Below are 23295 nucleotides of genomic sequence, written 5' to 3'. Positions count from 1 at the left end.
CCCTCCCAAGCCAAAAAGGTCGACAACGAGAGATTCAGACTTTTTCCGCCCTGTCACGCACAGTTTCACCCGATTGCCCTGGACACGCCGGCGAACACCATCGACAGCGCCTTGGGCACCATGGCTTCGGGCACCAGCCGCATCACGGTTGCGGCCGACATGGTCCAGAACCCGCCCAGCGCCACGCCCAGCAGCACCCGGGCCGCGATCAGCAGTCCCAGATCCGGCGCCACCGCCACAAGCAGGTTCGATGCCACCAGCAGGCCGGTGAAGCCCAGCAGCACGAACCGCCGGTCGATGCGGCGGGTGGCGGCGGCGATCACCAGACTGGTGACCAGCCCGACGGCGGCGGTGGCGGTCACCGCCTGGCCGGCAAGGCCTTCCGTCACACCCAGATCGGCCGCCATCGGCGTCAGCAGGCTGGCGGGCAGGAACTCCGCCGTCACCAGCCCGAACACGCCCAGCGCCATCGACAGCACCGCCCACCAGGCACCGGCGCCAGCAACGGCACCGGCTGGGCTGGCTGTCGTCACACTCTCACTCACGACCATGTCCTCATCGTCAGGAAGGTTTCAGTCAGGTCCGGAGGATAGGCTGGACAATCCGGACGCACCATGCCATCACATCCGGAATGTTTGACCGATCGTCCGGAAGCCATGGCTGACCCGTCCTCATACCCACCCGCCGCCGATCTGATCAGCGAATTGCTGATGGGCATGCGGATCGATGGCGTGCGATATCGGCGCATCCAGATCACCGACCCCTGCGGCATCCGCTTCGGCGACGACGCCGATGCCGATGGCGGATGGGCGCAGTTTCATTTCGTCGCCCGGGGCACCGTGTTCCTGCGCAGCCCGGCCGGTGTGGTGCACCGGCTGGCGGCGGGGGACGCGGCGCTTCTGCCCCGGGGCGGCGTCCATGCCCTGTTGTCCGCGCCCGATCTGCCGGCGCGGGATCTGGCGGGCTTCCAGGCCCACACGATCTGCGAGCGGGTGGAGATGGTGCGCGCCTGCGATGGCGATGCCTGCCCGCAATCGGGGGCCGTGGTGTTCAGCGGCTGCATGGCGTTCGATCTGGGCGGCATGCATCCGCTGCTGGCGCTGATGCCCGAGGTGATGTCGGTCGCGACGCTGCTTGATCGCAACCCGGAAATCCTGCCGATGCTGGAGGCGATGGAGCGCGAGGCCTGCGCCGGACGGGCGGGCTTCGCGGCCATTCTGGCGCGGCTGGCCGATGTGGTCGCGGCCTCGATCATCCGTGGCTGGGTGGAATGCGGCTGTGGCGAGGCCACGGGCTGGGTGCAGGCGCTGCGCGATCCCCGCCTTGGCCGGGTGATCCTGGCCATGCATCGCGAGCCCGGCCGCGCCTGGACACTGGTCGAGCTGGCGGCGCTGATGGGCGCCTCGCGCTCGGTCTTCGCCGAACGCTTCCTCGCCGCCACCGGCACCACGCCGCTGCGCTATCTCACCGACCTGCGCATGCGCCTCGCCGCCGGCTGGATCGCGCGGGAGCGCCAGTCGATCGACAGCGTCGCCGAGCGCCTGGGCTATGCCTCACAGGCCGCCTTCAGCCGCGCCTTCAAGCGCGTGACCGGCCATCCGCCGGGGATGGCCCGGCTGGATCACCACGTGTGACGGGCAAGAGCATCAGCTTGCATCCTTCGCCATTTTGATGACACTGCTTCTATCAGCATCAACCAGACGGATCTGTTGAGATGTCGCAAGACGTGGCTGACGCAATGACGGTCCTGTTGCGGAACTCACCGCAACTAAGCTCAATGGAACACGCAACAGTTGCAATGACAGCGGCATCGATAGTTATGGCTGCTGTTGCCATCGCCATCGGCCTCTTTGCCGTCGGCGGCATCGTCACCAGCGTGTTCTCGGCGCGAAAGATCGCCCAGCGTCAGGTCGATCATGTCGTGGACGACCGGATGAAACTGCTGCGGGAGGATTTGCCAGCCCTCGTCCAGGCGGTGATGGACGACTATATTCTGAGGGCGAAGCACAACCTCATGCCCGTCGGGGATGAACGCGTCGACCGCGCGACATCGGGAGAGCGGAGGGACGAATATTGAACATGATCCGCGCGACCGCTCCGCCACCAGACGTGCGGGTGTTTCAGACCGAGGCACCGGTTCCGGTGGTGGCGCTCGCGCGCCGGCTTGGCCTGAAGGTCTATGATGAGGAAACGAATGCCGCCATATCGGGGCGGTTGGTTCGCGACACGGCCCGCGGCGGACCGTCCGGCTATGCCGTCTATGTGAACGGCGCCCATCATCGCAACCGCAAGCGCTTCACCCTCGCGCATGAGATTGCTCATTTCCTGCTGCATCGGCATCTGCTCGAAGCCGGCATCGTCGAGGATGACGCGCTCTATCGCAGCCATCTGTCCAACGCGATTGAAAGCGAGGCCAACCGGATGGCGGCCGAGATCCTGATGCCATGGCACCTCATCGATCAGGCGATCGACCAGGGCATCACGGCGCCGGCGGATCTCGCCAGCCTGTTTCAGGTCTCGGAAACCGCCATGCGCATCCGGCTGGGTCTGCCGACCTGACAGGCGGCAGGCTGCGACGTCAGGTCGCATGTGGCAATAATTCTGTGCGCGGGACGCGGGTCATTGTAGCGTTACGGGATGCGTCATCATCTGACAACAGGGCCGCGCTGGCGGTGCCGGCCAAGCGTGCGCCGGCAGACAGCCCCACGGGCGACATTGCGCCGCGCGGGGCTGATTGCCGGCGCCTTGGCCTTCCTGTTCCAGATGACAGTGTGGTCGGTCTATGCGCCAGCCATGTCATTCGGCCAGTTCACCCCGATCTGCACCGCTGAAGGCGTGCGGCTGGTTTCCTCGGATCAGCTTGGGCGGGCCGATGACGGGAGCCTGCCCGAGCAGACGATGCGCGCGGCCGGCGACTGCCCGCTCTGCCTGCTGGCACAGGGCCTGACCGCTCCCCCCGTGGCGCTGACCGCCGCCGCCCCCACCATCGCGCGGCTGCACGAGGCACCCCGCCTGCCCGGCGGAGTGATCGCGGCCGGCTGGTATCTGGCCACGCTCAAAGCCAGGGCGCCCCCGGTGACCGCGGCCTGATCCGACCGCAGTCACCGCGCGGCCATGCCTGCCCCAATCGGCGATCCCCCGGCCGGCGGCACCCTATCCGGTGCCCGACTGAGGGGACGCATGTCCGCCTGATACGCACCGGCCTCGGCGCCGCGCCCCGATGACGCGCCCGCCGGACGCCAGATATCCGGATGTCGTTCCATGACCCGATCGACCGCGTTCGCGGGGCGCGGGTGGCTGCCCATTGCCGGCGCCACCCTGGCCACCGCGCTGTTCGGCATGCCCGCCGCCGCCGGCGAGACGACCACCGCCGCCACCGAAACCGTCACCCGGCTCGATGCGGTCACGATCACCGCCACCCGCGCCGAGGCCCTGGTCTTCGATCTACCGATGTCGGTCAGCCAGATCGACCGCGCGGCCCTCGACGATGCCCAGGCATCCGACCTCACCGCCCTGCGCCGGCTGCCCAATGTCGATATGGGCGGCGGGCCACGGCCGGCGGCGCAGAATCCCTCGATCCGTGGTCTCTATGGCCCCCGGGTGATCCTGTCGGTCGATGGCGCGCGGCGGAACAATGAAGGCGGCGTGCTGTCGCCGCTGTTGATCGATCCCGACATGATCGGCGGCATCGATGTGGTCCGTGGTCCGGTCTCGGCCATCTATGGCAGCGGCGGCCTCGGCGGTGTGCTCGCCATCCGCACGCTTGAGGCCGACGACCTGCTGGCCCCCGGCCAGACCAGCGGTGGCCGGGCAACCCTTGGCTGGCGCAGCGGCAATGATGCCATGTCCTCGGGGCTTGCCGGCGCCACACGCGGCGATGACGGCGACCTGCTCGCCGCCCTCACCTATCGCCGCGCAAACGATATCCGCACCGGCACCGGCGGTGACATCGACAATGACGGCGACCTGCTGTCTGGACTGTTCAAGGGCCGTGCCGATCTTGGCCCCGATCACCGGATCGAGGCGTCCTATCAACGGTTCTCCGATGATCTGACCGGTCCCAACAATCCCGGCGGCAATGCAACCTTCCCGTTCTCGCAGACGCTGAAGCGCCGGCAGGACCAGTATTCGGGCCGCTGGTCATTCGCCGATGACGACCGGTCGCTGATCGATGGCCATCTGCAACTCTATTACACGAAGCTGCGCTTCTCGACATCGAGCGAGGAGACGCCGCCGCTAGATCCGACCAGCACCGTCACGGAAACCCGGGGACTGAGCCTTCAGAACACGTCGCGCTTCACCACCGGCCAGGCGCTTGCCCACCGGCTGACCTATGGTGTCGACCACTATGTCGACACCAACACCAACCGGACGGCCGGCACGAACAATGTCGTGCTGCCCGATGGTGATCTGACCGCCACCGGCCTCTTCATTCAGGACGAGGTGACGCTGTTCGACGACTGGACCCTGATCGGGGGGCTGCGCCACGACCGCTATGAGATTGAGCCCGACGGGCTGGCATCGTCATCCCACGACCGGGTGTCGCCGAAACTGGCCCTGCACTGGCAGCCAATCCCTGCGCTTGGCCTGTTCGTGGGCTATGGCGAGGCGTTTCGCGCGCCGACGCTGGCCGAAATGTACCCGAACCTCAGCACCACGCGGGCCTTGTTCAATTTCATCCCCAATCCCGACCTGAAGCCCGAGACCGCCCATACCACCGAGGCCGGCATGACCCTGGCCTTCGATGATCTGGCCGTGGCGGGCGATGCCCTGCGCCTCAAGGCCACCGTCTTCAGCGAACGGGTCGAGGATCTGATCGAGAGCCAGGTGGCCGGCACCTTCACCCGTGACGCGCCGTTCAGCGGCACCGGGCTGATCTTCCAGCGCCGCAATGTCGCCGAGGCGAAACGCCATGGCATCGAGGCCGAGGCAAGCTATCTGGCGGGGCCGGTCGATCTGTCGCTTGGCTATTCGAAACTGCGGTCGAAGAACGCCGATACCGGTGCCCATCTTTATGCGCCACCCGACAAGGTGACGGCCGGCATCGGCTATGCCATCGATGCCGACTGGCGGCTGTGGTATGCCGGCATCTATGCTGCGGCCCAGGATGATGACGACACCCTGTTCCGCCGCCGCAGCGGCTATGCCCTGCATGATCTGGGGGTGGTGTTCGACCAGAGCTGGTATCGGGTCGATCTGGCGGTGACCAATCTCTTCGACACCGCCTATGTCACCTATCAGCAGTCGCTGGCCGAGACCTATACCTATGAGGAAGGGCGCAGCGTCAATCTGCGCCTGACCGCGCGGTTCTGAGCGGGGGGCATGTCATGAAATGCTGTCCCGCCCTCATCACCGCCACCCTCGCCGCCCTCGCGATGCTTGCGATGGTGGCCACCCCGCCCACGCTGGCCGCCGGACGACCGGTCACGATCGATGTCGGTGTGGTCGCGGGCGACGCCGCCATCGCCTGCGACGGGCCGGGGGTCGCCGTCGGCACGCCGCCAGTGGCCGTTGCGCTGCGCGACGCGCGGTTCTATCTGCACGACATCGCGATCGTCACCGATGACGGCCGCATCCTGCCGCTCCATATCGACGAGACGGTCTGGCAGCATGATGGTGTCGTGCTGATCGATGCCGAAGATGCCACGGCCGGCTGTCGCGATGGCACGCCCGACACCAACCCCCGCATCACCGGCCGGATCGACGGCGCGGCGGGCCCCGGTCCCTGGCGGCTGGCCTTCACGCTGGGGGTGCCCGAACGGCTGAACCACACCGCCACCGACCTCAGCCCGCCACCGCTCGACCTCGCGGCGCTGGGCTGGGGGTGGCAGGCCGGACGCAAATATCTGAAGCTGGAGGTCATGCCAGAGGGTGGCATCGCCCGCCCGGATGGCGGGCGCGCCGCGACATGGTTCCTGCATCTGGGCGCCACCGGCTGCACCGGCAACCCGGTGACGGGTGAGATCGTCACCTGCGCCCGGCCCAACCGGACGCGGATCGTGACCGCGCCGATCGATCCGGCGCGTCAGCGGCTGGTGCTGGATCTGGACAGGCTGTTCGCCGCCACCAATCTGGCGCGCGACCAGGGGGGTGCCGTCGGCTGCATGAGCGCGCCCGATGATCCCGATTGCCCGGCAGTGTTCGCAACGCTGGGTCTTGATGGCGGCGCGGGCGGGGCCTTCCGGGTGGTGGACAAATGATCCGCGCGGTTCTGGTCGCCGCCGTGCTCGGCCTTGGCGGCATGACTGGCCCGACAACGATGGCCGCCCCGCAGGCCACCGGCGATTGGGTGTGGGATCTGCCGGCCTATGTCCCACCGCCACGGGTGCCGGACGACAATCCGATGACGGTGGCCAAGGTCACGCTGGGCCGCCGCCTGTTTCATGATCCGCGCCTGTCGGGCAATGGCACCCTCGCCTGTTCGGGCTGCCATGTTCAGGCGCTGGGTTTCGCCGATGGCCGTGCCCATCCGGTGGGTGCCACCGGGGCGGTCGTGCGGCGCAACGCGCAAGGATTGGCCAATGTCGCCTGGCGTGCCAGCCTGACCTGGGCCAATCCGGCGCTGGTCACGCTGGAAGCCCAGATGGCCGTGCCGCTTTATGGCACCGATCCGGTCGAGATGGGGGTGACGGACGCCAACCGCGCGGCGGTGCTCGACCGTTTCCGCGCCGATCCCGAGGTGGTGGCGGGCTTTCGCACCGCCTTCCCCGACGATCCCCGGCCGGTCAGCTTCATCTCGATCATCCGGGCGATCGCCGCCTATCAGCGCAGCCTGATCAGCTTCGACAGCCGCTATGACCGCTGGCTTCAGGGGCGGGCAGATCTCACCGCCGCCGAACGTCGGGGCCATGACCTGTTCTTTGGCGAGCGCGCGGAATGCCATCACTGCCACGGCAGCTTCAACTTCGATGATCAGGTGGCGCATATCCTTAGCCGGGTGGTTGAGCGGCAATTTCACAACACAGGATTGTATAACATCGATGGCGAGGGCGCCTATCCAGCCACCGATCGCGGGCTGATCGAACACACCGGCCTTGCCGCCGATATGGGGGCGTTCAGGGCGCCATCACTGCGCAATGTCGCGGTCACCGGCCCCTACATGCATGACGGCGGGATCGACACCCTGGACGCGGTGCTCGACACCTATGCCGCTGGCGGGCGGCTGATCCCCAGCGGCCCTGATGCTGGGGACGGGCGATTGAACCGCTGGAAGAGCGACCTGATCGTGCGCATCGAGCTCTCACCGACCGAGCGGGCCGATATCGTCGCCTTCCTGAAGACCCTCACCGATGAGCGCTTCCTGTCAGGCCCGACGAACTCACCCCACCAGATTAGGTAGAAATAAAATATTCACTGATTTTTGAAGATTCGAATCGACTCATTCCGATTCAAATCATAGAGTCTGGCTGTCATATGGCGGCAGAAATGCCAATATATGGTCCATCAACACCGAATGAATACATCATTCGGAATGGTTTAATTTTGCCAAAAGGAGATAAATACATGTCGATCAAGATTACTAGCCGCAAGATACTTCAGGTTGCCGGCCGCGCTGGCGCGCGTTGCGCCACAGTCTGTGCGGTCGCCGGCTGAGGTTACGTCATCGGACGACGGCGGCCGTTCTGGCCGTCGTCGTCCGGATCAATCCCACCCGGCGCCACGACGTGAGACGGCATGCAGATCGGCTTCAACTTCACCCTGGGTGAGACAGCGCCCATGATCCGCCGCCTGATCGCCGGTGGCCGCATCGATTATGTCGAGCTGCTGATCGACAATTTCCTGGCCATCCCGGCCACGGAGATTGCCCGGGCCTTCGACGCGCCGGTGGGGCTGCATATCATGTTCTCGAAATTCATCGAGCGGCCCGAAGACGAGCTTCAGGCACTGGCCGGCCGGCTGCGGGCGATCATCCGCGCCACCCGGCCGCTCTATGTCTCGGACCACATCGCCCGTTTCACCCATCAGGGCCGGCACCTGCTGCATCTGGCCGAGATCGACTATGTGGCCGACTTCGAGCAGGTGGCCGGGCGGGTCGCGCGCTGGCAGGAGATGCTGGGCTGCCGGATCGCGTTCGAGAACTATCCCTCGATCATGGATGGTGGATGGGACGCGCCCGATTTCTTCCGGCGCCTGACCGCCCGGACCGGCTGCGCCGTGCTGTTCGACGTTTCGAACGCGATCTGCGCCAACCACAATTGCGGCTGTCCCATCACCGACTGGGCGCCGGTGATCCGCGAGGCCCGGCATTTCCATGTCGCCGGTTATCGGCCGTCCATCGGCCAGCCGGCGATCACCCTCGACACCCATGATCAGGCACTGGCCGACGACACCCGCGCCGCCCTCGCCACCTGTCGTGATCTTGGCCCCCCGCCGGATGCGACCATCACCTATGAGCGCGATGACGACATCGATGAAGAACGGATCGCCACCGACCTCGACATGCTGCGGGCGATCTTCCCGCGTGGTGGCCAGCCATGACCACGGATCGCATCATCGACACCGATCTGCTCGACCATCTGACCGTGCCCGCGCGCCATCACGAACTGGGCGAAGGCTCGCGGGCCTGGGTCAGGGTCGATACCAGCCTCAGAATCTATTGGCACACCCTGTTCGACATCTGCCCGGGCCTGCTGATGCTGGATGCGCCCGATGGCCGGCCCTCGGACGGGATGAGCATCTTCCGCCCGTTCATGGCCTTCGCGGCCGAACGCGCGCTTAGTTTCGACTGGAGCTATTATCTCTGGGTCGATGTCTGGCTCAGCGCCTCGCCCTTCCGCGACCGGATGACCATGGATCTGCGCCTGACCCTGATGGGCGCCGCCGCCGCGCGCTGGGCGATCACCGATCGCGGCCCGGATGTCGGCATCGTCCTGGCGGCGCGCGACCCCTATGGCGCTGATCCTCTCGCCCTGCCCCTGGTCGCCGGCTGGAAGCCCGCCAGCATGGAGACCGGCCGCGAGATCGAGACCCTGGACCTGGATGAACCGCTGCCGGCCCCGGCCACGCCCTTCGGCTGGTTCACCACCCGAGGCCGCGATCTCGACAGCTTCCCCGGCTGGGCGGACCTGCCGCTCTGAATCAAGACGGGCGCCGCATTGCCACGGCGCCCGTTGCAGCGATCAGGCGTCTCCGATCATTCGGCCCACGACATCTCGGTCAGCGGCGTGATCAGCTCCGGCGCGTTCTGCCAATAGCCGCGCAGTCGCGCGTCATAGACACCGGCCTGGGCAAGCTGGAACAGGAAGCCGTGGACCGCATCATCGGCCAGCTTGGTCTGCATGGCCTTCAGCTTGTCGGACTGGGCGGCCGGATCGACGGTCTTGCGGAAATCATCATACATCGCGCGGAAATCGGCACTGTCATAGCCATAGAAATAATCAAGGCCACGGATGTAGTTGTTCAGATCACGCGGCGAGACATGCGCGATGATCGTCATGTCATACAGCTTCTTCTTATAAACCTCCGACAGCCAGAACGGGAATTCCACGTTCGAAAGCTCCACGCGGATGCCGCCTTCGGCAAGCTGTTCGCGGATGATCTCGCCCGAGCGGCGGGCATAGGGCGGGGGCGGCAGTTGAAGGGTGGTCTCGAAGCCATCCGGGAAGCCGGCCTCGGCCAGCAATTCCTTCGCCTTGGCCACGTCATGCGGATAACGGCCGGTCAGGTCGACATAGGCCGGGTTGTGGGGCGGGAAATGGCTGCCGATCGGCGTGCCATAGCCGGACATGGCACCGTCGATGATCTCGCGGCGGTCGAGCAGATGGTTGATCGCCCGGCGCACGCGAATGTCATTGAACGGCGGCTTGGCGTTGTTCAGGGCCAGGATCACCTCGCCTTCGGTGGTGCCCGAGACCACGACGAAGCGCTTGTCCTGCTTGAACTGCTCCAGCGTCTCGGGCGCCGGGATCACCGGGAAGGCATCGATGTCGCCTGAAAACAGCGCGGCAGCGGCGGTGTTGGGATCGGGGATCACCCGGAACGATACCTCGCGCAGCGGCGCCTGCGCGGCCAGCCGGTTGGCGTCGTTGCGCTCCAGCACCACCCGGTCGCCCCGCACCCAGCCCTTGACCTTGTAGGGGCCGGAGCCGACTGGATCGGTCTTGTTGGTGGCGGCGCTATCGGGATGCACGATCGAGGCATCGCCCATCGCCAGATTCGACAGGAAATAGGCGTCGGGCTCCTTCAGCCGGATCACCACCGTCAGCGGATCGGGGGTCTCGATGGCGGTGATCAGCGCGAAGATGGTCTTGGTCGGGTTGACGCTGTCGGGCGCCATCGCCCGCTCGAAGGCATACTTCACCACCGAGGCATCCAGCGGCTTGCCGTCGGTGAAGGTCACGCCCTCATGCAGCTTGAAGGTGTAGACGGTGCCATCGGGCGAAATCTCCCAGGACTTCGCCAGCAGCGGCTGCACCGCGCCCGACTGGTCGGCCGTGGTCAGGGTCTCGAACACATTGCGGGTCAGGATGGTGTCGATCGAGGCAGTGGCATCCGCGGTCGGATCCAGCGAGGTCGGTTCCTGCTGAATGCCGATGACCAGGGTATCACGGGGTGCCGCCTGGACGGACATGACTGCGCCAAGGACTGCGAAGGCAGCCAATGCAGCAGCTTTGAGCGCGCGACGATGCATGCGGGTGCGATCCTGTTCCTGTCTTGTGGCGGCGTCCTGTCCGTGGCGCGGGCGCCTGCATACGGAAGCCTGCCTTATGGGTGCGCCGGGGGAGAGGCCGGTGAACGACGAGATGGTAGCGGATCACGACCGAAGTTTTGCAGAAATATGACGGTTGTATGACAACACCCGCATCGATTGAACGATGCGGGTGTCGCGGGCTTTGCGGATCTTGCGTGGCTGCCCGTGGGCAGCCACCCGGACGAGATTGCCCGGCCTAGAGGATGAACTTCGACAGATCCGAATCACGCGAGATGTCGCCGAGACGCGCCTCGACATAGGCGGCATCGATCACCACCGTGTCGCCGGAATGGTCGGTGGCGGCGAAGCTCACCTCGTCGAGCAGCTTCTCCATCACCGTGTGCAGCCGGCGGGCGCCGATATTCTCGACCCCGCGGTTGATCTCCGCGGCGATATCGGCCAGGGCCGCGATGCCGTCGGTGCGGAAATCGAGCGTCACTCCCTCGGTCGACAGCAGGGCCGCGTACTGCTTGACCAGGCTCGCCTCGGGCTCGGTCAGGATCCGGACCAGATCGTCGCGGTTCAGCGCATCCAGTTCCACCCGGATCGGCAGCCGGCCCTGAAGCTCGGGCAGCAGATCCGACGGTTTGGCGACATGGAAGGCGCCCGAGGCGATGAACAGGATATAGTCGGTCTTGACCGCGCCATGCTTGGTGGCGACCGAAGTGCCCTCGATCAGCGGCAGCAGGTCGCGCTGCACGCCCTCGCGGCTGACATCGCCGCCGGTGCGGCCTTCCCGCGCGCAGATCTTGTCGATCTCGTCCAGGAACACGATGCCGTTCTGCTCGACCTGGGCCAGCGCGGTGCGGGTGATGTCTTCCTGATCGAGCAGCTTGTCGCTTTCCTCGGTCAGCAGCAGTTCCATCGCCCGCCTGATCCCGAGCTTGCGGCGCGACTGCCGGCCGCCGAACATCTTCGACATCATCTCCGACAGATTGGCCATGCCGGCCTGGGGCGGCAGGCCCGGCACCTCGAACACCGGTGCGGCGCCGGCGCTTTCGGCAATCTCGATCTCGACCTCGCGGTCGTCGAGCGTGCCCTCACGCAGCATCTTGCGGAATTTCTGGCGGGTGTCGGCATTGGCGTTCTCGCCGACCAGCGCGTTCAGCAGCCGTTCCTCGGCGGCAAGCTCGGCCGGCGCGCGGACGTCGCGGCGGCGCTGTTCGCGCACCTGCACCAGCGCCACTTCCACCAGATCGCGGATGATCTGCTCGACATCGCGGCCGACATAGCCGACCTCGGTGAACTTGGTCGCCTCAACCTTCAGGAACGGCGCGTTGGCAAGCTTCGCCAGCCGCCGTGCGATCTCGGTCTTGCCGACGCCGGTGGGGCCGATCATCAGGATGTTCTTGGGCAGAACCTCCTCGCGCAGCGCCTCGGGCAGTTGCTGGCGGCGCCAGCGGTTGCGCAGTGCAATCGCCACCGCCCGCTTGGCCTGGCTCTGGCCGATGATGAAACGGTCGAGTTCCGAGACGATCTCGCGCGGGGAAAAGGCCGGGGTATCCATCACGCGTTCTCCAGGCTCTCGACGATGACTTCATGGTTGGTGTAGACGCAGATATCGGCCGCGACCTTCATCGCCTTGCGGGCGATCGCCTCGGCGTCCAGCCCCTCGATGTCGGCCAGCGCGCGGGCCGCCGCCAGCGCATAGGTGCCGCCCGATCCGATGCCTATGATGCCGTCCTGCGGCTCCAGCACGTCGCCATTGCCGGTCAGCACCAGCGACACCTTGGCATCGGCCACCGCCATCATCGCCTCCAGCCGGCGCAGATAGCGATCGGTCCGCCAATCCTTGGCAAGCTCGACGCAGGCCCGCGCCAACTGCCGGGGGTGGCGTTCCAGCTTGGCTTCAAGGCGTTCAACCAGCGTAAAGGCATCGGCGGTGGCACCCGCAAACCCCACGATCACGCTGCCGTCGCCGATCCGCCGCACCTTGCGGGCATTGGCCTTCATCACCGTCTGACCGAGCGACACCTGCCCGTCACCCGCGATCACCACCCGGCCGCCGCGGCGCACCGAAAGGATCGTGGTGCCGTGCCATGTCGTCGTCGTCTCACCATTGCTCATCTGTCTGGAGCCCGTCCTCGATAGACACCGGTGGCAAAGGCGGATGCCACCGGAATGCCCGCTCATGTGGTCTGGAACGGCGCGAGGGTCAAGTGCCGGGTGCCCGCACAAGGCCCGGCGGCGCCACATCGGCTCAGTGCGTATGGTCACCGATGGGGGCGGGGCGTCCATGATCGCGCGGATGGGGGGCGCCCAGCAGATGGCGGACGACCGGCGGCTCGGTGCCCCGGTGGAAACCGGCCACCCGCTCCTGATGGGCGACATCACTCAGGGTCACCCGGCGGTGATGGCGCAGATGTTCCAGCCAGGATGCGGCGAAGAAGATCTCCTCGAACCGGCCCGGATCCTCGGCATCCTCCAGCACCCGCCAGCCGAAGGCGCCGTCGCGGCGGCGGATGCGCGCCAGGGGCTGGATGGCGTGCAGAAATGCCTGCCGGTCGGCGGGGTCGATCCGATAGGTGATGGTCACCAGCACCGGCCCGCGATCCCCGGCGACCGGGCCCGCCTGCGCCGGCTCCGGCCAGTGCATCGAGGGCGTGAGGTCAGGCGTGCCGGCGGGCAGGGCAACCAGACGCGCGACGATCAGGGCCGCCAGACCGCCACCGGCGGCGGCGATCAGCAGCGCCACCTGGATCGACAGCGCCTGGGCGACGCTGCCCCAGATCGCCGATCCCGCGGTCATCGCGCCGAAGAACACCATCAGATAGATGGCAAGGCCGCGCGCGCGCACCCAGTTGGGCAGCACCGACTGGGCGGTGACGTTCAGATTGGTCAGAACCGCGATCCAGGCGCCGCCGGCCACGAACAGCAGCAGACCGGCAATCCAGGGCAGTTGCACCAGGGCGAGGGCTGCCGTGGTGGCGGCGGTGGTCAGGCTGCCGGCCAGCACCAGCATGGCACCGGGCAGCCTCAGCCGCGGCATCAGCAGCGCGCCGCTGACAGCACCGGCACCGATCGCCGCCAGCAGGATGCCATAGGTGGTGGCATCGGCATTCAGCCGCTCCCGCGCGATCAATGGCAGCAGCGCCCAATAGGCTGATCCGAACAGGAAGAAGGTGGCGGCGCGCAGCAGCACCCGCTTCAGATCGGCCGATCCGGCAGCATAGCGCAGCCCGGCGCGCATCGCCGGCAGAAAGGCCTCAGGCGGCAGATCGGCGGGGGCGGGCATCCGGCGCCACCAGACGAACACCGCGATCACCACCAGATAGGACAGGGCATCGAACAGATAGGCAGCGGCAACCCCGGCCGTGGCGACGATCAGCCCGCCCAGCGCCGGGCCGATGGCGCGCGACACATTGATGCCCAGCGAATTCAGCGCCACCGCCGGCCGCAGCTCCGCCTTGCCGACGATTTCGGGAATGATCGCCTGAAAGGCCGGCCCGGCCAGGGCGGCGCCGGCGCCGGCAACCAGGATCAGCGCCAGCAGCAGCCAGGGTGTCATCAGCCCCAGATGCGCCGTGGTGGTCAGGGCCAGCGCCACCAGCAGCAGCCCGGCCTGCACGCCGATCAGCAGCCGGCGCCGGTCGACGATGTCGGCGAGCGCGCCGGCCGGCAGCGACAGCAGGAATACCGGCAGCGTCGTCGCCGCCTGCACCATCGACACCAGCAGCGGCGAGGGCGACAGCTCGGTCATCAGCCAGCCGGATGCCACATCGCGCACCCAGGTTCCGGTGTTCGACACCAGCACCGCCAGCCAGATGAACAGGAACACCCGGTTGCGGAACGGCGCCCAGGCGCTGACGGGGGCGGGATCGGGGGCGGTGGATGTGGTCATGGCAATGGCTCACTTGGTCTGGAAGGGGGCCCCGTGTGGCGGTCAGACCGCCCAGCAGGAACAGCCGAACACGCCCCAGAAGCTGCGGTCATTCTCAGCCGGGGTGCGGGCGGCAAGCGCGCGTGCATGATCATGGCCATGCACGCCGCAGCCATTGGCACAGCCGCAGGCATGGGCCATGGCCGGGCTGGCGGCCGGCCCGTCAACCACGGGCCGGCGCTGATAGCCGCCGAACCGCCGGACCGGTGACCAGTCCGGCATCGCCGGCGGCAGGTCGGGGGCAAGCGGCGCGAAGTCATCGCTGGCATGCACCACCCGGCCACCAAGCAGGGTCAGCACGCTTTCGGTGTCTTGCAGCGCGTCGTCGGGCGCGGTCATGATGTCGCGATCCAGCACCGCCAGATCGGCAAGCTGGCCGGGCGTGATCCGGCCCTTCTTGCCCTCTTCGGTCGAAAACCAGGTATTGCCGGCGGTCCACAGATGCAGCGCCTCGTGCCGGTCCAGCCGGTTGGCCCGCGGATAAAGCTGCAAGCCGCCCAGGGTGCGCCCGGTCACCAGCCAGGCGAACGACACCCATGGATTATAGGAGGCCACCCGCGTCGCATCGGTGCCGGCCCCCACCGGCACGCCGGCTTCCAGCATCCGCCGCACCGGCGGGGTCCGCTCGGCCGCCGCGTGGCCATAGCGGTCGACGAAATCCTCGCCCTGGAACATCATCCGGTGCTGAACCGCAATGCCGCCACCCAGCGCCGCGACCCGGTCGATATTGCGGTCGCTGATCGTCTCGCAATGATCCAGCATCCAGTGCAGGCCATCGATCGGCATCTCGCAGTTCACCGCCTCGAAGGCGTCCAGCGCGCGGGTGATGGTCTCGTCATAGGTGGCATGCAGCCGCCAGGGCCAGCGGTTCTCCACCAGCACCCGCACCACGTCTTCAAGCTCGGTTTCCATGGATGGGGCTAAGTCCGGGCGCGGCTCGCGGAAATCCTCGAAATCGGCCGCCGAGAACACCAGCATCTCACCGGCGCCATTATGGCGCAGGCTGTCATCTCCCTCGCCGGGCCGGATCATCCCGCCCCAGCGCACAAAATCCTCGACCTCGCCGCCCGGCTTCTGGGTGAACAGGTTATAGGCGATGCGCAAGGTCAGCAGCCCCTCGGCATGAAGCTGGCGGATGATCGCATAGTCATCGGGATAGTTCTGGAACCCGCCGCCGGCATCGATCACGCCGGTGACCCCCAGCCGGTTCATCTCCCGCATGAAATGGCGGGTGGAATTCGCCTGATACTCCGGCGGCAGCGGCGGTCCCTTGGCCAGGGTCGCATACAGGATCATAGCGTTCGGCCGGGCCAGCAGCAGCCCTGTCGGCTCGCCGCGCGCATCGCGCTGGATCTCGCCGCCGGGCGGATTGGGGGTGTCTTTCGTATAGCCCACCACCCGCAGTGCTGCGCGGTTCAGCAGCGCGCGGTCATACAGATGCAGGATGAACACCGGGGTGTCGGGAGCGACCGCGTTCAACTCGTCCAGGGTCGGCAGACGCTTTTCGGCAAACTGGTGCAGGGTGAAGCCACCCACCACCCGCACCCATTGCGGCGCCGGGGTGTTGTCGACCTGCCGCTTCAGCATCGCCATCGCATCGGCCAGCGAGCGCACGCCGTCCCAGCGCAGTTCCAGATTATAGTTCAACCCGCCGCGAATGATGTGCATGTGACTGTCGATCAGCCCCGGCACCACCCGCCGCCCGCCCAGATCCAGAACCCGGGTATCCGCGCCGGCGCTGGCCATGATCGGCCCGGCATCGCCCACGGCGCTGAACCGGCCATCGGTGATCGCCACCGCCTCCGGGTCCGGCATCGACGGGTCCATGGTGGTGAAGCGGCCATGGGTGAGGATCAGGTCCGGGGCTGTGGTGCCGGTCATGGCGGATCTCCTGATGGATGCGGGCAGGGCGGGCGCGAGGGTCGGTCAGCCGCGAGGGTCGGGGTCGCAGGGCGGAGGTGTCGTGGCGCTGGTCGGGCCACCCGACGTGGTGCGGGCCTGCCGGGGCAGGCCCGGTGACGCGGGGGGGCGGGACGGTTCGGATCAGGCGGCGGCGACCGGGTCCAGGGTCGGCCCGTGGGTCACGCGCTCGGGCGCGCCATGAACCATGGTGTAGGCATAATCGACACCCATGCCATAGGCGCCGGAATGCTCGCGCACGATATCCATCACCGCGTCGTAGCTGTCCTTGCGCGCCCAGTCGCGCTGCCATTCCAGCATCACCTGCTGCCAGGTGACCGGCACCACACCGACCTGGATCATCCGCTGCATGGCATAGTCATGGGCGGTCTTGCTGGTGCCGCCCGAGGCATCCTCGACCATATAGATCTCGTAGCCGCCTTCCAGCATCGCCGACAGCGCGAACGAGTTGTTGCAGACCTCCGTCCACAGGCCCGACACCACCACCTTCTTCCGGCCATTGGCGGCCAGCGCGTCGCGCACCTTCTGGTCGTCCCAGGAATTCATCGAGGTCCGCTCAAGGATCGGAGCCTCGGGAAACACGCCCAGCAGTTCCGGATAGGTGTGGCCCGAAAAGCCCAGGGTCTCGACCGTCGTGATCGTGGTGGGGATGGCGAACACCTTCGCGGCCTTGGCGAGCGCCACGACGTTGTTCTTCAGCACCTGACGATCGATCGACTGCACGCCGAAGGCCATCTGCGGCTGCTGGTCGATGAAGATGATCTGGCAGTTATGGGGGGTGAGCAGTTCCAGCTTGCTGTCGGTCATGATCCTGGTCCCGGGATATCGATGATGATGGAAGACGTCGGGCGTCGAGACAGACGGCTCAGCCGCGCAGGAAGGCGAGCATGTCCTGGTTCAACTGATCGCTGTGGGTGTTGGTCAGGCCGTGGGGGGCGCCGGGATAGACCGTCAGCTCGGCATGCGGCACCAGGCGCTTCGAGGCGCGGCCAGCGGCATCGATCGGCACGATCTGGTCGTCATCGCCATGGACGATCAGGGTCGGCTTGTCGAATTTCGCCAGATCCTGGGTGAAGTCGGTTTCCGAGAAGGCCTTGATCGAGTCGAAGGTGTTCTTGTGACCGCCGGTCATGCCCTGGAACCAGAAGGCATCGATCATGCCCTGCGACGGCGTGGCACCCGGCCGGTTGAAGCCGAAGAACGGGCCTGAGGCGATGTCCTGATACAGCTTGGAGCGGTCGGCGAGGCTGGCGGCGCGGATGCCGTCGAACACCTCGATCGGCAGACCACCGGGATTGGCGTCGGTCTTCAGCATCAGCGGCGGCACCGCCGAAATCAGCCCCAGCCGCGCCACCCGGCCGGTACCGTGGCGGCCGACATAGCGGGTGATCTCGCCGCCGCCGGTTGAGAAGCCGAACAGCGACACATCATGCAGGTCCAGGGCCTGGATCAGTTGCGCCAGATCATCGGCGTAGTGATCCATGTCATTGCCGTCCCAGGGCTGGCTCGACCGGCCATGACCGCGACGGTCATGGGTGATCACCCGGAAGCCGTTATCGGCCAGGAACAGCGCCTGGATCTCCCAACTGTCGACGTTCAGCGGCCAGCCATGGCTGAGAATGACCACCGGCCCGTCCTTCGGCCCCCAATCCTTGTAATACAGCTCGACATTGTCGCGGGTGATGATGCTGGGCATGACATGGGTCTCCCTGGACTGAAGGTCGCACCGGCCCCGTCACCGCCAGACCTGATCCGGCCGGGTGGGGCATAGCGGCGTGGTGATCAATAGGAAAAGTCCAGATCACACAAGTCATGGCCATGTCATATGACCATTCCGACCCGGACGGACTTGAAGATCTGTTCGACATCACGGCAGGAAGATGTCTGTCACATCCGTGTCATCTGCATCCTGCCCGGTCTGTCCTCGTCCTGTGTCTTCAGAATACCGCCGGGTTAAAAAACTGCAAATTGCGTTACTGCAAAAGGATGTTTGCAGAAATGCGGGTGGTGGTGGCACGAACGCAAATGGACCGTAACGCCGGTCAGGGCGTTACGGTCCATCGGGCATGGACAACTGCCGGATCAGAGCAGATGTCGGTACTGCACGAAGCCTGAGCGGCTGGCGATGCGGTCATACAGCTTCATCGCATCGGTGTTGGTCTCGTGGGTCAGCCAGTGGACACGCGAGCAGCCGGCGGCGCGGGCGATGTCATAGACATGGGTGATCAGCCGGCGGCCGATGCCGGCGCCGCGGATGGACGGGTCGACGAACAGATCCTGGAGATAGCAGTAATCGCCGGTCGTCCAGCATGAGCGGTGGCGGACATGGTGGACCATGCCCAGCGCCTCGTTGCCCCGCCAGGCAAGCGCGCCGCCCATCGGCTCGGCCGGGTCAAGCATCCGCGTCCAGGTCACCGCCGAGACCGCGTCGGGGATGTCGACCTTGTAGAAGGCCTGATAGCCGCGCCACAGCGGCAGCCAGGCGTCGTGGTCGGCGGCGGTGAACGGCCGGATGGTGATGGTGGTGTTGAGACTGTCGGTCATGATGCGGGTCCAGATGTCGGAGGCGGGGAGGCAGGGGCCGGGATGGAAGCAGGGGCAGGGCGTGGTGCAGGCCTTGGCCCGGCGGTCGAGCCCAGCGCGCACAGCGCCGCGATGAAGATGAGAGCGAAGCCTGCGAGATCGGCCGCGGTCGGCCGTTCGCCCAGCAGAAGCACCGAGGCCAGCACCCCCACCACCGGCACCAGCAGCGTGCCGAGGCCGGCTGTGGCGGCCGGCAGCCGTGCCACGGTCTGGAACCACAGCAGATAGGCCAGCGCGCTGCCGATCAGGGTGTTATAGGCCAGCCCGATCGCCGGGATCAGGTGCAGGCCCTGGCCGATGCGGGCGCCGTCGATCAGGAAACCGATGGTCACCGCCACGGTGCCGGCGGCAAGCTGCCAGGCGGTGATCGCCAGCGGATGGCCATGGATGCGGGCGCGTTTCAGCCACACCGTGCCCGCCGCCCAGCTCACCGCCGAGCCCAGCGCGAACAGCACGCCCGCCGGCATCCCCTGATCCCACAGCGGCCACAGCAGCACGCCAAGCCCCGCCATGCCCAGAAGCAGGGCGGCACCCCGCCACCGGTCCAGCCGTTCCCCCAGCACGAGGCGGGCAAACAGTGTCGCCCAGATCGGCATGGTATAGGCACAGATCGCCGTGCGGCTGGTCGAGGTGCCAAGCTGCGCGAAGGCCGCCAGGATGCCGAAGCCGCCGGTGCTGAGCAGCCCCGCCACCATCAGGTGATATCGTGGCCGGCCCTTCTCGATATGAAGGCTGATCCCGCCCGCGCGGGCCACCGCCATCAGAATGACGGTCGCACAGCCGAACGACACCACCCGCAGCGCCCAGGGCGACAGATCCTGAAGCGCCGCCCGGCCCGCCGGCCAGTTCAGCCCCCAGATCACTGCCACCAGCAGCAGCGAGGCGCGGGCGGCCAGATCGCCGCGATGGTGGCTGCCGGCGGAAGCAAGGCCGGTCATCAGAAGCGCAGCCGCTGATGCTGGCGGCCGGTCTCGTCGAAGTTCTCCGGCCGCAGCCATGCCTGATAGCCGGCCTTCAGCCGCGGCCATTCGCCATCGGTGATCGAGAACCATGCCGTGTCGCGGTTCTGGCCCTTCACCACCATGTGCTGGCGGAAGATGCCCTCGAAGCTGAAGCCGAAGCGTTCCGCCGCGCGGCGCGAGGGGGCATTCTCCGCGTTGCATTTCCATTCGAACCGGCGATAGCCGCTGGCGAAGGCCAGATCGGCGAACAGGAACAGCGCCTCGGTCGCCACCCGGGTGCGGGCGATCGCCGGCCCCCAAAGGATGCTGCCGATCTCGATCACCCCATGGGTGGTGTCGATGCGCATCAGGGCCTGGCGGCCCTCGGCGCGGCCGGTCGCCTTGTCGATCACCGCGAAGAACAGCGGATCACGACCGGCCGCCGCCTTGTCGAACCAGGCGCCGAACGCGGCTTCATCGTCCGGCGGCGTCTCGAACAGCCAGCGGAAACGGTCGTCGGCGCCGGGTGCCGCCGATGCCTGGAACAGCGCGCGGGCATGGGCCGTGGCATCGAACGGCTCCAGCCGGGTATAGCGGCCATCCAGGGCCGCGCGCGGCGGCGGCGGCGCGCCGGCCCAGGCGGTGAGATCGGAAGATGGTGTGATGGTCATGGGCGTATGTCCTGCGGGTCTGCGGCACGATGGCTGGTGCTTGTCATTTGCGCGCCCGACAGGTCTGATGTAAACGTCCAGTTTCAGGATTATGACCAGACCGGTTTGACAGGGACATCATGCACCCGGCCCCGACATGGCTGATGCCCGACCGCGCGGCCGGGGATCTGGAAGGCCAGATCTATCGTGGCCTGCGCGACCGCATCCTGTCGGGCCAGATGGCGGCGGCGCAGCGCCTGCCGTCGACCCGCGCCATGGCCATGGCGCTGGGGGTGGCGCGATCGACCGTGGTTCATGCCTATGACCGGCTGAAGGCCGAAGGCTATCTGGATGGCCGGCCCGGATCGGCGACCGTGGTCGCGGCAATCGCACCGGCACCAGCGCCACGCCGGGCGCCGGTGCCGGTGGCCGTTGGCGCCGGCAGCGAGGCACCGCCCCGGCTCTATGCCCCCGGCATGCCGGATCTGGCCAGTTTCCCGCATGCCGACTGGGCCGCCTGCCTGAAGGCCGGCGCGCGGTCGTTCCGCACCAGCGATCTGGGCTATGCCGAAACCACCGGCCTCGCGGCGCTACGGCAGGCGATCATCGACCATGTCAGTGTGACACGCGGTGTGTCGGCGACCGCCGATCAGGTTCTGATCCTGCCCTCGACCCGCGCCGCGATCGATCTTCTGGCCACGGTTCTGCTGACCGGCCGGGGTGCCGGCCGCGAGGATGTCGTCTGGCTGGAAGAGCCGGGCTATCCCGCCGCCCGGGCGGTGTTCGCCGCCGCCGGCGCGCGGCTGGCGCCGGTGCCCTGCGATGCCGCCGGGATCGATGTCGCCGCCGCCATCGCCGTCGGCCAGCCGGCCCCGCGGATCATCTACACCACGCCCTCGCATCAATACCCGACCGGGGTGACGATGACGCTGCCACGCAGGCTGGCACTGCTGGAGGTGGCACGTTCGGCCGGCGCGATCGTGATCGAGGATGATTACGACAGCGAGTTCCATTATGGCGCCCATCCCATCGCCGCTCTTCAGGGCATCGACCGGTCGGATGTCGTGGTTTATCTGGGCACCTTCTCGAAGACCCTCGCCCCCGGATTACGGGTCGCCTACATGATCGTGCCGCAACGCCTGTGGGGCCCGGTCTCCACCGCCTTCCGGCGGCGGGGGGCGGCGGTGTCGGGCCATATCCAGGCGGGCCTTGCCCGGTTCATGCGCGATGGCCGGCTGCGCGCCCATCTGCGCCGCATGACGCCGGTTTATGGCGCGCGCATGCGGGCAACGGCCGACGCCCTGCGCCGCCATTGCGGGCCGGTGCTCGATCTTGGCGATGGGAATGACGGCCTGCAACTTGCCACCTGGTTTCGCGATCCCGCCTGCCCGGATATCGCCATCGCCGGCCGGCTGGCGGCACAGGGCTTCGGCATGCAGCCGATGTCGGGCTTCTTTCTGGGGCCGCCGCGCCCCGGGCTGCTGTTCGGGATCGCCGCCGTCGACCCTGCCCGCATCGATGCCGATGCCGCGCGGATCATGGGCTGCTGCGGCCCTCGATGAACGACCGCCGCCTGGCCAGCATGGTGGCGCAGTAATCCAGGAAGGTGTGCACCCGGCCGGATTTGCGCAGGTCCGGATGGGTCAACAGCCACAGCGCATCGGCCAGCGCCGGATCGGCCGGGCCGATGCGGACCAGATCGGCGATCATGTCGCCGGCCATGCAGGGCAGATAGCCGATCGCCACCCCGGCCGAAATCGCCGCCGCCATGCCCTGCACCGAATTGGTCCGGAACACGATCCGCTCGGGCGGCACGGTCGTGTCGATGAGCCGAGTGACCTTCAGTCCGGCCAGTTCGTCGCAGAAGGATGCCCACATTTGATCGGCCAGACGGTCGGGGCCAGGGCGGGCGGGGCCAGGGCGGTCGGGGCCAGGGCGGGCGGGATCAGGGCGGGCGGGATCAGGGCGGCCATCGGCGAAATCGCTCCGCCGGCCATAGGGTGCCCAGCCGATGTCGGCGATGCGCCGGCCGACCATGGTCTCAGGGGGGGTGTCGGTGGCGCGCACCGCGATGTCGGTTTCACCACGCGCCAGGTTCAGCGCGTCATTGCCGATCACCATCTCGATCCGCACCGCCGGATGCAGGCGGGTGAAGCCGGCGATCACCGGCATCAGCAGGAAGGTGGCGAGGGAGTCGCTGGTGGCGATGCGCAATTCGCCGGCCAGTTCCTGATCCAGCCCCGCGAGCCTGCGGGTGACGGCGACGATGTCGATTTCCAGCCGCTGGGCCAGGGCCACCACCTCGGCGCCGACCGGGGTTGCGACATAGCCCTGGCGGCGACGCTCGAACAGCGACAGCTCAAGCAGTTTCTCGATTTCGCCCAGCCGCCTGAACACGGTCGAGGCATTCACCCCGATCTGCGCCGCCGCCGCCGACAGGCTGCCCTGTTCGCCGATCGCCTTCACCACCCGCAGATCGTCCCAGCACAGCTTCTTCAGCGGATCGTTCATGTACAAGGCCCCTTCGCCCGGCGGCCGGCGGCCTGACCGATCATGGTTTCCGCCGGCATGATCGCCCATGGCCGGCGCCGATGTCATCGCGATTTGGCCGGCGCCCGATCCACGGCCGGG

Annotated in this window: 22 protein-coding genes and 1 pseudogene; 11 read left to right on the top strand and 12 right to left on the bottom strand. The window is 67.2% G+C overall.

Features of this window, described 5'->3' with window-relative positions; all coding sequences use genetic code 11:
* Positions 1 to 74 precede the first annotated feature (74 nt).
* Positions 75 to 551, bottom strand: a pseudogene (locus IEW15_RS14915) (MFS transporter); the annotation flags it as partial.
* 63 nt (positions 552 to 614) lie between these two features.
* On the opposite strand from IEW15_RS14915, the gene IEW15_RS14910 reads away from it, so the two are divergent.
* The 10 genes from IEW15_RS14910 to mbnC all read left to right on the top strand — a co-directional run bounded on the left by IEW15_RS14910 (position 615) and on the right by mbnC (position 9077).
* Positions 615 to 1634 carry an AraC family transcriptional regulator gene (locus tag IEW15_RS14910; RefSeq protein WP_188579302.1) on the top strand — a complete coding sequence of 340 codons (1020 nt, stop codon included), beginning with the start codon at positions 615 to 617 and terminating at the stop codon, positions 1632 to 1634.
* Between the two features lie 80 nt (positions 1635 to 1714).
* Positions 1715 to 2077: a hypothetical protein gene (locus tag IEW15_RS14905; RefSeq protein ID WP_188579301.1), complete on the top strand. Its 363-nt coding sequence runs from the start codon at positions 1715 to 1717 to the stop codon at positions 2075 to 2077.
* Positions 2078 to 2079: 2 nt separating this feature from the next.
* On the top strand, positions 2080 to 2559 hold the full coding sequence (locus IEW15_RS14900) for an ImmA/IrrE family metallo-endopeptidase (RefSeq protein ID WP_188579299.1): 480 nt from the start codon (positions 2080 to 2082) through the stop codon (positions 2557 to 2559).
* Between the two features lie 126 nt (positions 2560 to 2685).
* Positions 2686 to 3090, top strand: coding sequence for a DUF2946 family protein (locus tag IEW15_RS14895; RefSeq protein WP_188579298.1), 405 nt, complete (start codon positions 2686 to 2688; stop codon positions 3088 to 3090).
* A gap of 171 nt (positions 3091 to 3261) precedes the next feature.
* The gene (locus tag IEW15_RS14890) at positions 3262 to 5313 is read left to right on the top strand and encodes a TonB-dependent hemoglobin/transferrin/lactoferrin family receptor (RefSeq protein ID WP_188579295.1); all 2052 of its coding nucleotides are present in this window, start codon (positions 3262 to 3264) and stop codon (positions 5311 to 5313) included.
* A 14-nt stretch (positions 5314 to 5327) separates the two neighbouring features.
* On the top strand, positions 5328 to 6200 hold the full coding sequence (locus IEW15_RS14885; protein ID WP_188579293.1) for an MbnP family copper-binding protein: 873 nt from the start codon (positions 5328 to 5330) through the stop codon (positions 6198 to 6200).
* Positions 6197 to 7339, top strand: coding sequence for a methanobactin export MATE transporter MbnM (locus IEW15_RS14880; RefSeq protein ID WP_188579291.1), 1143 nt, complete (start codon positions 6197 to 6199; stop codon positions 7337 to 7339). Before IEW15_RS14885 ends, IEW15_RS14880 begins: the two co-directional genes overlap by 4 nt.
* Positions 7340 to 7503: 164 nt before the next feature.
* Complete coding sequence (gene mbnA, locus IEW15_RS26770) at positions 7504 to 7593, top strand: methanobactin (RefSeq protein ID WP_188579289.1); 90 nt, start codon at positions 7504 to 7506, stop codon at positions 7591 to 7593.
* A gap of 81 nt (positions 7594 to 7674) precedes the next feature.
* A complete protein-coding gene (gene mbnB / locus IEW15_RS14870) occupies positions 7675 to 8478 on the top strand; it encodes a methanobactin biosynthesis protein MbnB (RefSeq protein WP_188579287.1) in 804 nt (267 codons plus the stop codon).
* Positions 8475 to 9077 (top strand): methanobactin biosynthesis protein MbnC, encoded by a 603-nt coding sequence (gene mbnC / locus IEW15_RS14865; protein WP_188579285.1) that lies wholly within the window; start codon positions 8475 to 8477, stop codon positions 9075 to 9077. Before mbnB ends, mbnC begins: the two co-directional genes overlap by 4 nt.
* A 56-nt stretch (positions 9078 to 9133) precedes the next feature.
* Here mbnC and IEW15_RS14860 read toward each other — a convergent pair whose 3' ends face one another.
* From IEW15_RS14860 to IEW15_RS14815, 10 genes are all read right to left on the bottom strand, one after another.
* Positions 9134 to 10570, bottom strand: coding sequence for an ABC transporter substrate-binding protein (locus tag IEW15_RS14860; protein WP_229708126.1), 1437 nt, complete (start codon positions 10568 to 10570; stop codon positions 9134 to 9136).
* A gap of 316 nt (positions 10571 to 10886) precedes the next feature.
* Positions 10887 to 12197 carry an ATP-dependent protease ATPase subunit HslU gene (gene hslU, locus IEW15_RS14855; RefSeq protein WP_188579281.1) on the bottom strand — a complete coding sequence of 437 codons (1311 nt, stop codon included), beginning with the start codon at positions 12195 to 12197 and terminating at the stop codon, positions 10887 to 10889.
* On the bottom strand, positions 12197 to 12757 hold the full coding sequence (gene hslV, locus IEW15_RS14850; protein ID WP_188579279.1) for an ATP-dependent protease subunit HslV: 561 nt from the start codon (positions 12755 to 12757) through the stop codon (positions 12197 to 12199). The genes hslU and hslV overlap by 1 nt, the downstream gene beginning before the upstream one ends.
* A gap of 133 nt (positions 12758 to 12890) precedes the next feature.
* Entirely contained in the window at positions 12891 to 14531 is a 1641-nt protein-coding gene (locus IEW15_RS14845) for an MFS transporter (protein ID WP_188579277.1), read from the bottom strand.
* 42 nt (positions 14532 to 14573) lie between these two features.
* On the bottom strand, positions 14574 to 16451 hold the full coding sequence (locus IEW15_RS14840; protein WP_188579275.1) for an amidohydrolase: 1878 nt from the start codon (positions 16449 to 16451) through the stop codon (positions 14574 to 14576).
* Between the two features lie 162 nt (positions 16452 to 16613).
* Entirely contained in the window at positions 16614 to 17297 is a 684-nt protein-coding gene (locus IEW15_RS14835) for a hydrolase (RefSeq protein WP_188579273.1), read from the bottom strand.
* A 58-nt stretch (positions 17298 to 17355) separates the two neighbouring features.
* Entirely contained in the window at positions 17356 to 18186 is an 831-nt protein-coding gene (locus IEW15_RS14830) for an alpha/beta fold hydrolase (RefSeq protein WP_188579272.1), read from the bottom strand.
* Positions 18187 to 18572: 386 nt separating this feature from the next.
* Complete coding sequence (locus tag IEW15_RS14825; protein WP_188579269.1) at positions 18573 to 19034, bottom strand: GNAT family N-acetyltransferase; 462 nt, start codon at positions 19032 to 19034, stop codon at positions 18573 to 18575.
* The gene (locus IEW15_RS14820) at positions 19031 to 20011 is read right to left on the bottom strand and encodes a DMT family transporter (RefSeq protein ID WP_188579267.1); all 981 of its coding nucleotides are present in this window, start codon (positions 20009 to 20011) and stop codon (positions 19031 to 19033) included. Before IEW15_RS14820 ends, IEW15_RS14825 begins: the two co-directional genes overlap by 4 nt.
* Positions 20011 to 20685: a GNAT family N-acetyltransferase gene (locus IEW15_RS14815; RefSeq protein ID WP_188579265.1), complete on the bottom strand. Its 675-nt coding sequence runs from the start codon at positions 20683 to 20685 to the stop codon at positions 20011 to 20013. Before IEW15_RS14815 ends, IEW15_RS14820 begins: the two co-directional genes overlap by 1 nt.
* A 143-nt stretch (positions 20686 to 20828) precedes the next feature.
* Between IEW15_RS14815 and pdxR the strand changes: the two genes are divergently transcribed.
* Entirely contained in the window at positions 20829 to 22226 is a 1398-nt protein-coding gene (gene pdxR, locus IEW15_RS14810) for a MocR-like pyridoxine biosynthesis transcription factor PdxR (RefSeq protein WP_229708125.1), read from the top strand.
* Here the strand turns inward: pdxR and IEW15_RS14805 are convergent.
* The gene (locus tag IEW15_RS14805) at positions 22201 to 23175 is read right to left on the bottom strand and encodes a LysR family transcriptional regulator (protein ID WP_188579261.1); all 975 of its coding nucleotides are present in this window, start codon (positions 23173 to 23175) and stop codon (positions 22201 to 22203) included. The two genes, pdxR and IEW15_RS14805, sit on opposite strands and share 26 nt — an antisense overlap.
* Between the last annotated feature and the right edge of the window lie 120 nt (positions 23176 to 23295).

This window comes from Tistrella bauzanensis (genome assembly GCF_014636235.1).
In the GTDB taxonomy this organism is placed as follows: Bacteria; Pseudomonadota; Alphaproteobacteria; order Tistrellales; family Tistrellaceae; genus Tistrella; species Tistrella bauzanensis.
The sequence above is the reverse complement of the archived record's forward strand: the minus strand, read 5'-3'. Positions and strand labels throughout refer to the sequence as shown.

Coding starts and splice junctions, on each gene's coding strand:
- hslV (WP_188579279.1), bottom strand. CDS start 12,757: ATGAGCAATGGTGAGACGACGACGACATGGCACGGCACCACGATCCTT.
- IEW15_RS14825 (WP_188579269.1), bottom strand. CDS start 19,034: ATGACCGACAGTCTCAACACCACCATCACCATCCGGCCGTTCACCGCC.
- IEW15_RS14910 (WP_188579302.1), top strand. CDS start 615: ATGCCATCACATCCGGAATGTTTGACCGATCGTCCGGAAGCCATGGCT.
- IEW15_RS14905 (WP_188579301.1), top strand. CDS start 1,715: ATGTCGCAAGACGTGGCTGACGCAATGACGGTCCTGTTGCGGAACTCA.
- IEW15_RS14885 (WP_188579293.1), top strand. CDS start 5,328: ATGAAATGCTGTCCCGCCCTCATCACCGCCACCCTCGCCGCCCTCGCG.
- mbnC (WP_188579285.1), top strand. CDS start 8,475: ATGACCACGGATCGCATCATCGACACCGATCTGCTCGACCATCTGACC.
- IEW15_RS14830 (WP_188579272.1), bottom strand. CDS start 18,186: ATGCCCAGCATCATCACCCGCGACAATGTCGAGCTGTATTACAAGGAT.
- IEW15_RS14900 (WP_188579299.1), top strand. CDS start 2,080: ATGATCCGCGCGACCGCTCCGCCACCAGACGTGCGGGTGTTTCAGACC.
- IEW15_RS14845 (WP_188579277.1), bottom strand. CDS start 14,531: ATGACCACATCCACCGCCCCCGATCCCGCCCCCGTCAGCGCCTGGGCG.
- IEW15_RS14860 (WP_229708126.1), bottom strand. CDS start 10,570: ATGTCCGTCCAGGCGGCACCCCGTGATACCCTGGTCATCGGCATTCAG.
- IEW15_RS14880 (WP_188579291.1), top strand. CDS start 6,197: ATGATCCGCGCGGTTCTGGTCGCCGCCGTGCTCGGCCTTGGCGGCATG.
- IEW15_RS14840 (WP_188579275.1), bottom strand. CDS start 16,451: ATGACCGGCACCACAGCCCCGGACCTGATCCTCACCCATGGCCGCTTC.
- mbnB (WP_188579287.1), top strand. CDS start 7,675: ATGCAGATCGGCTTCAACTTCACCCTGGGTGAGACAGCGCCCATGATC.
- pdxR (WP_229708125.1), top strand. CDS start 20,829: ATGCCCGACCGCGCGGCCGGGGATCTGGAAGGCCAGATCTATCGTGGC.
- IEW15_RS14820 (WP_188579267.1), bottom strand. CDS start 20,011: ATGACCGGCCTTGCTTCCGCCGGCAGCCACCATCGCGGCGATCTGGCC.
- hslU (WP_188579281.1), bottom strand. CDS start 12,197: ATGGATACCCCGGCCTTTTCCCCGCGCGAGATCGTCTCGGAACTCGAC.
- IEW15_RS14835 (WP_188579273.1), bottom strand. CDS start 17,297: ATGACCGACAGCAAGCTGGAACTGCTCACCCCCCATAACTGCCAGATC.
- IEW15_RS14805 (WP_188579261.1), bottom strand. CDS start 23,175: ATGAACGATCCGCTGAAGAAGCTGTGCTGGGACGATCTGCGGGTGGTG.
- mbnA (WP_188579289.1), top strand. CDS start 7,504: ATGTCGATCAAGATTACTAGCCGCAAGATACTTCAGGTTGCCGGCCGC.
- IEW15_RS14815 (WP_188579265.1), bottom strand. CDS start 20,685: ATGACCATCACACCATCTTCCGATCTCACCGCCTGGGCCGGCGCGCCG.
- IEW15_RS14890 (WP_188579295.1), top strand. CDS start 3,262: ATGACCCGATCGACCGCGTTCGCGGGGCGCGGGTGGCTGCCCATTGCC.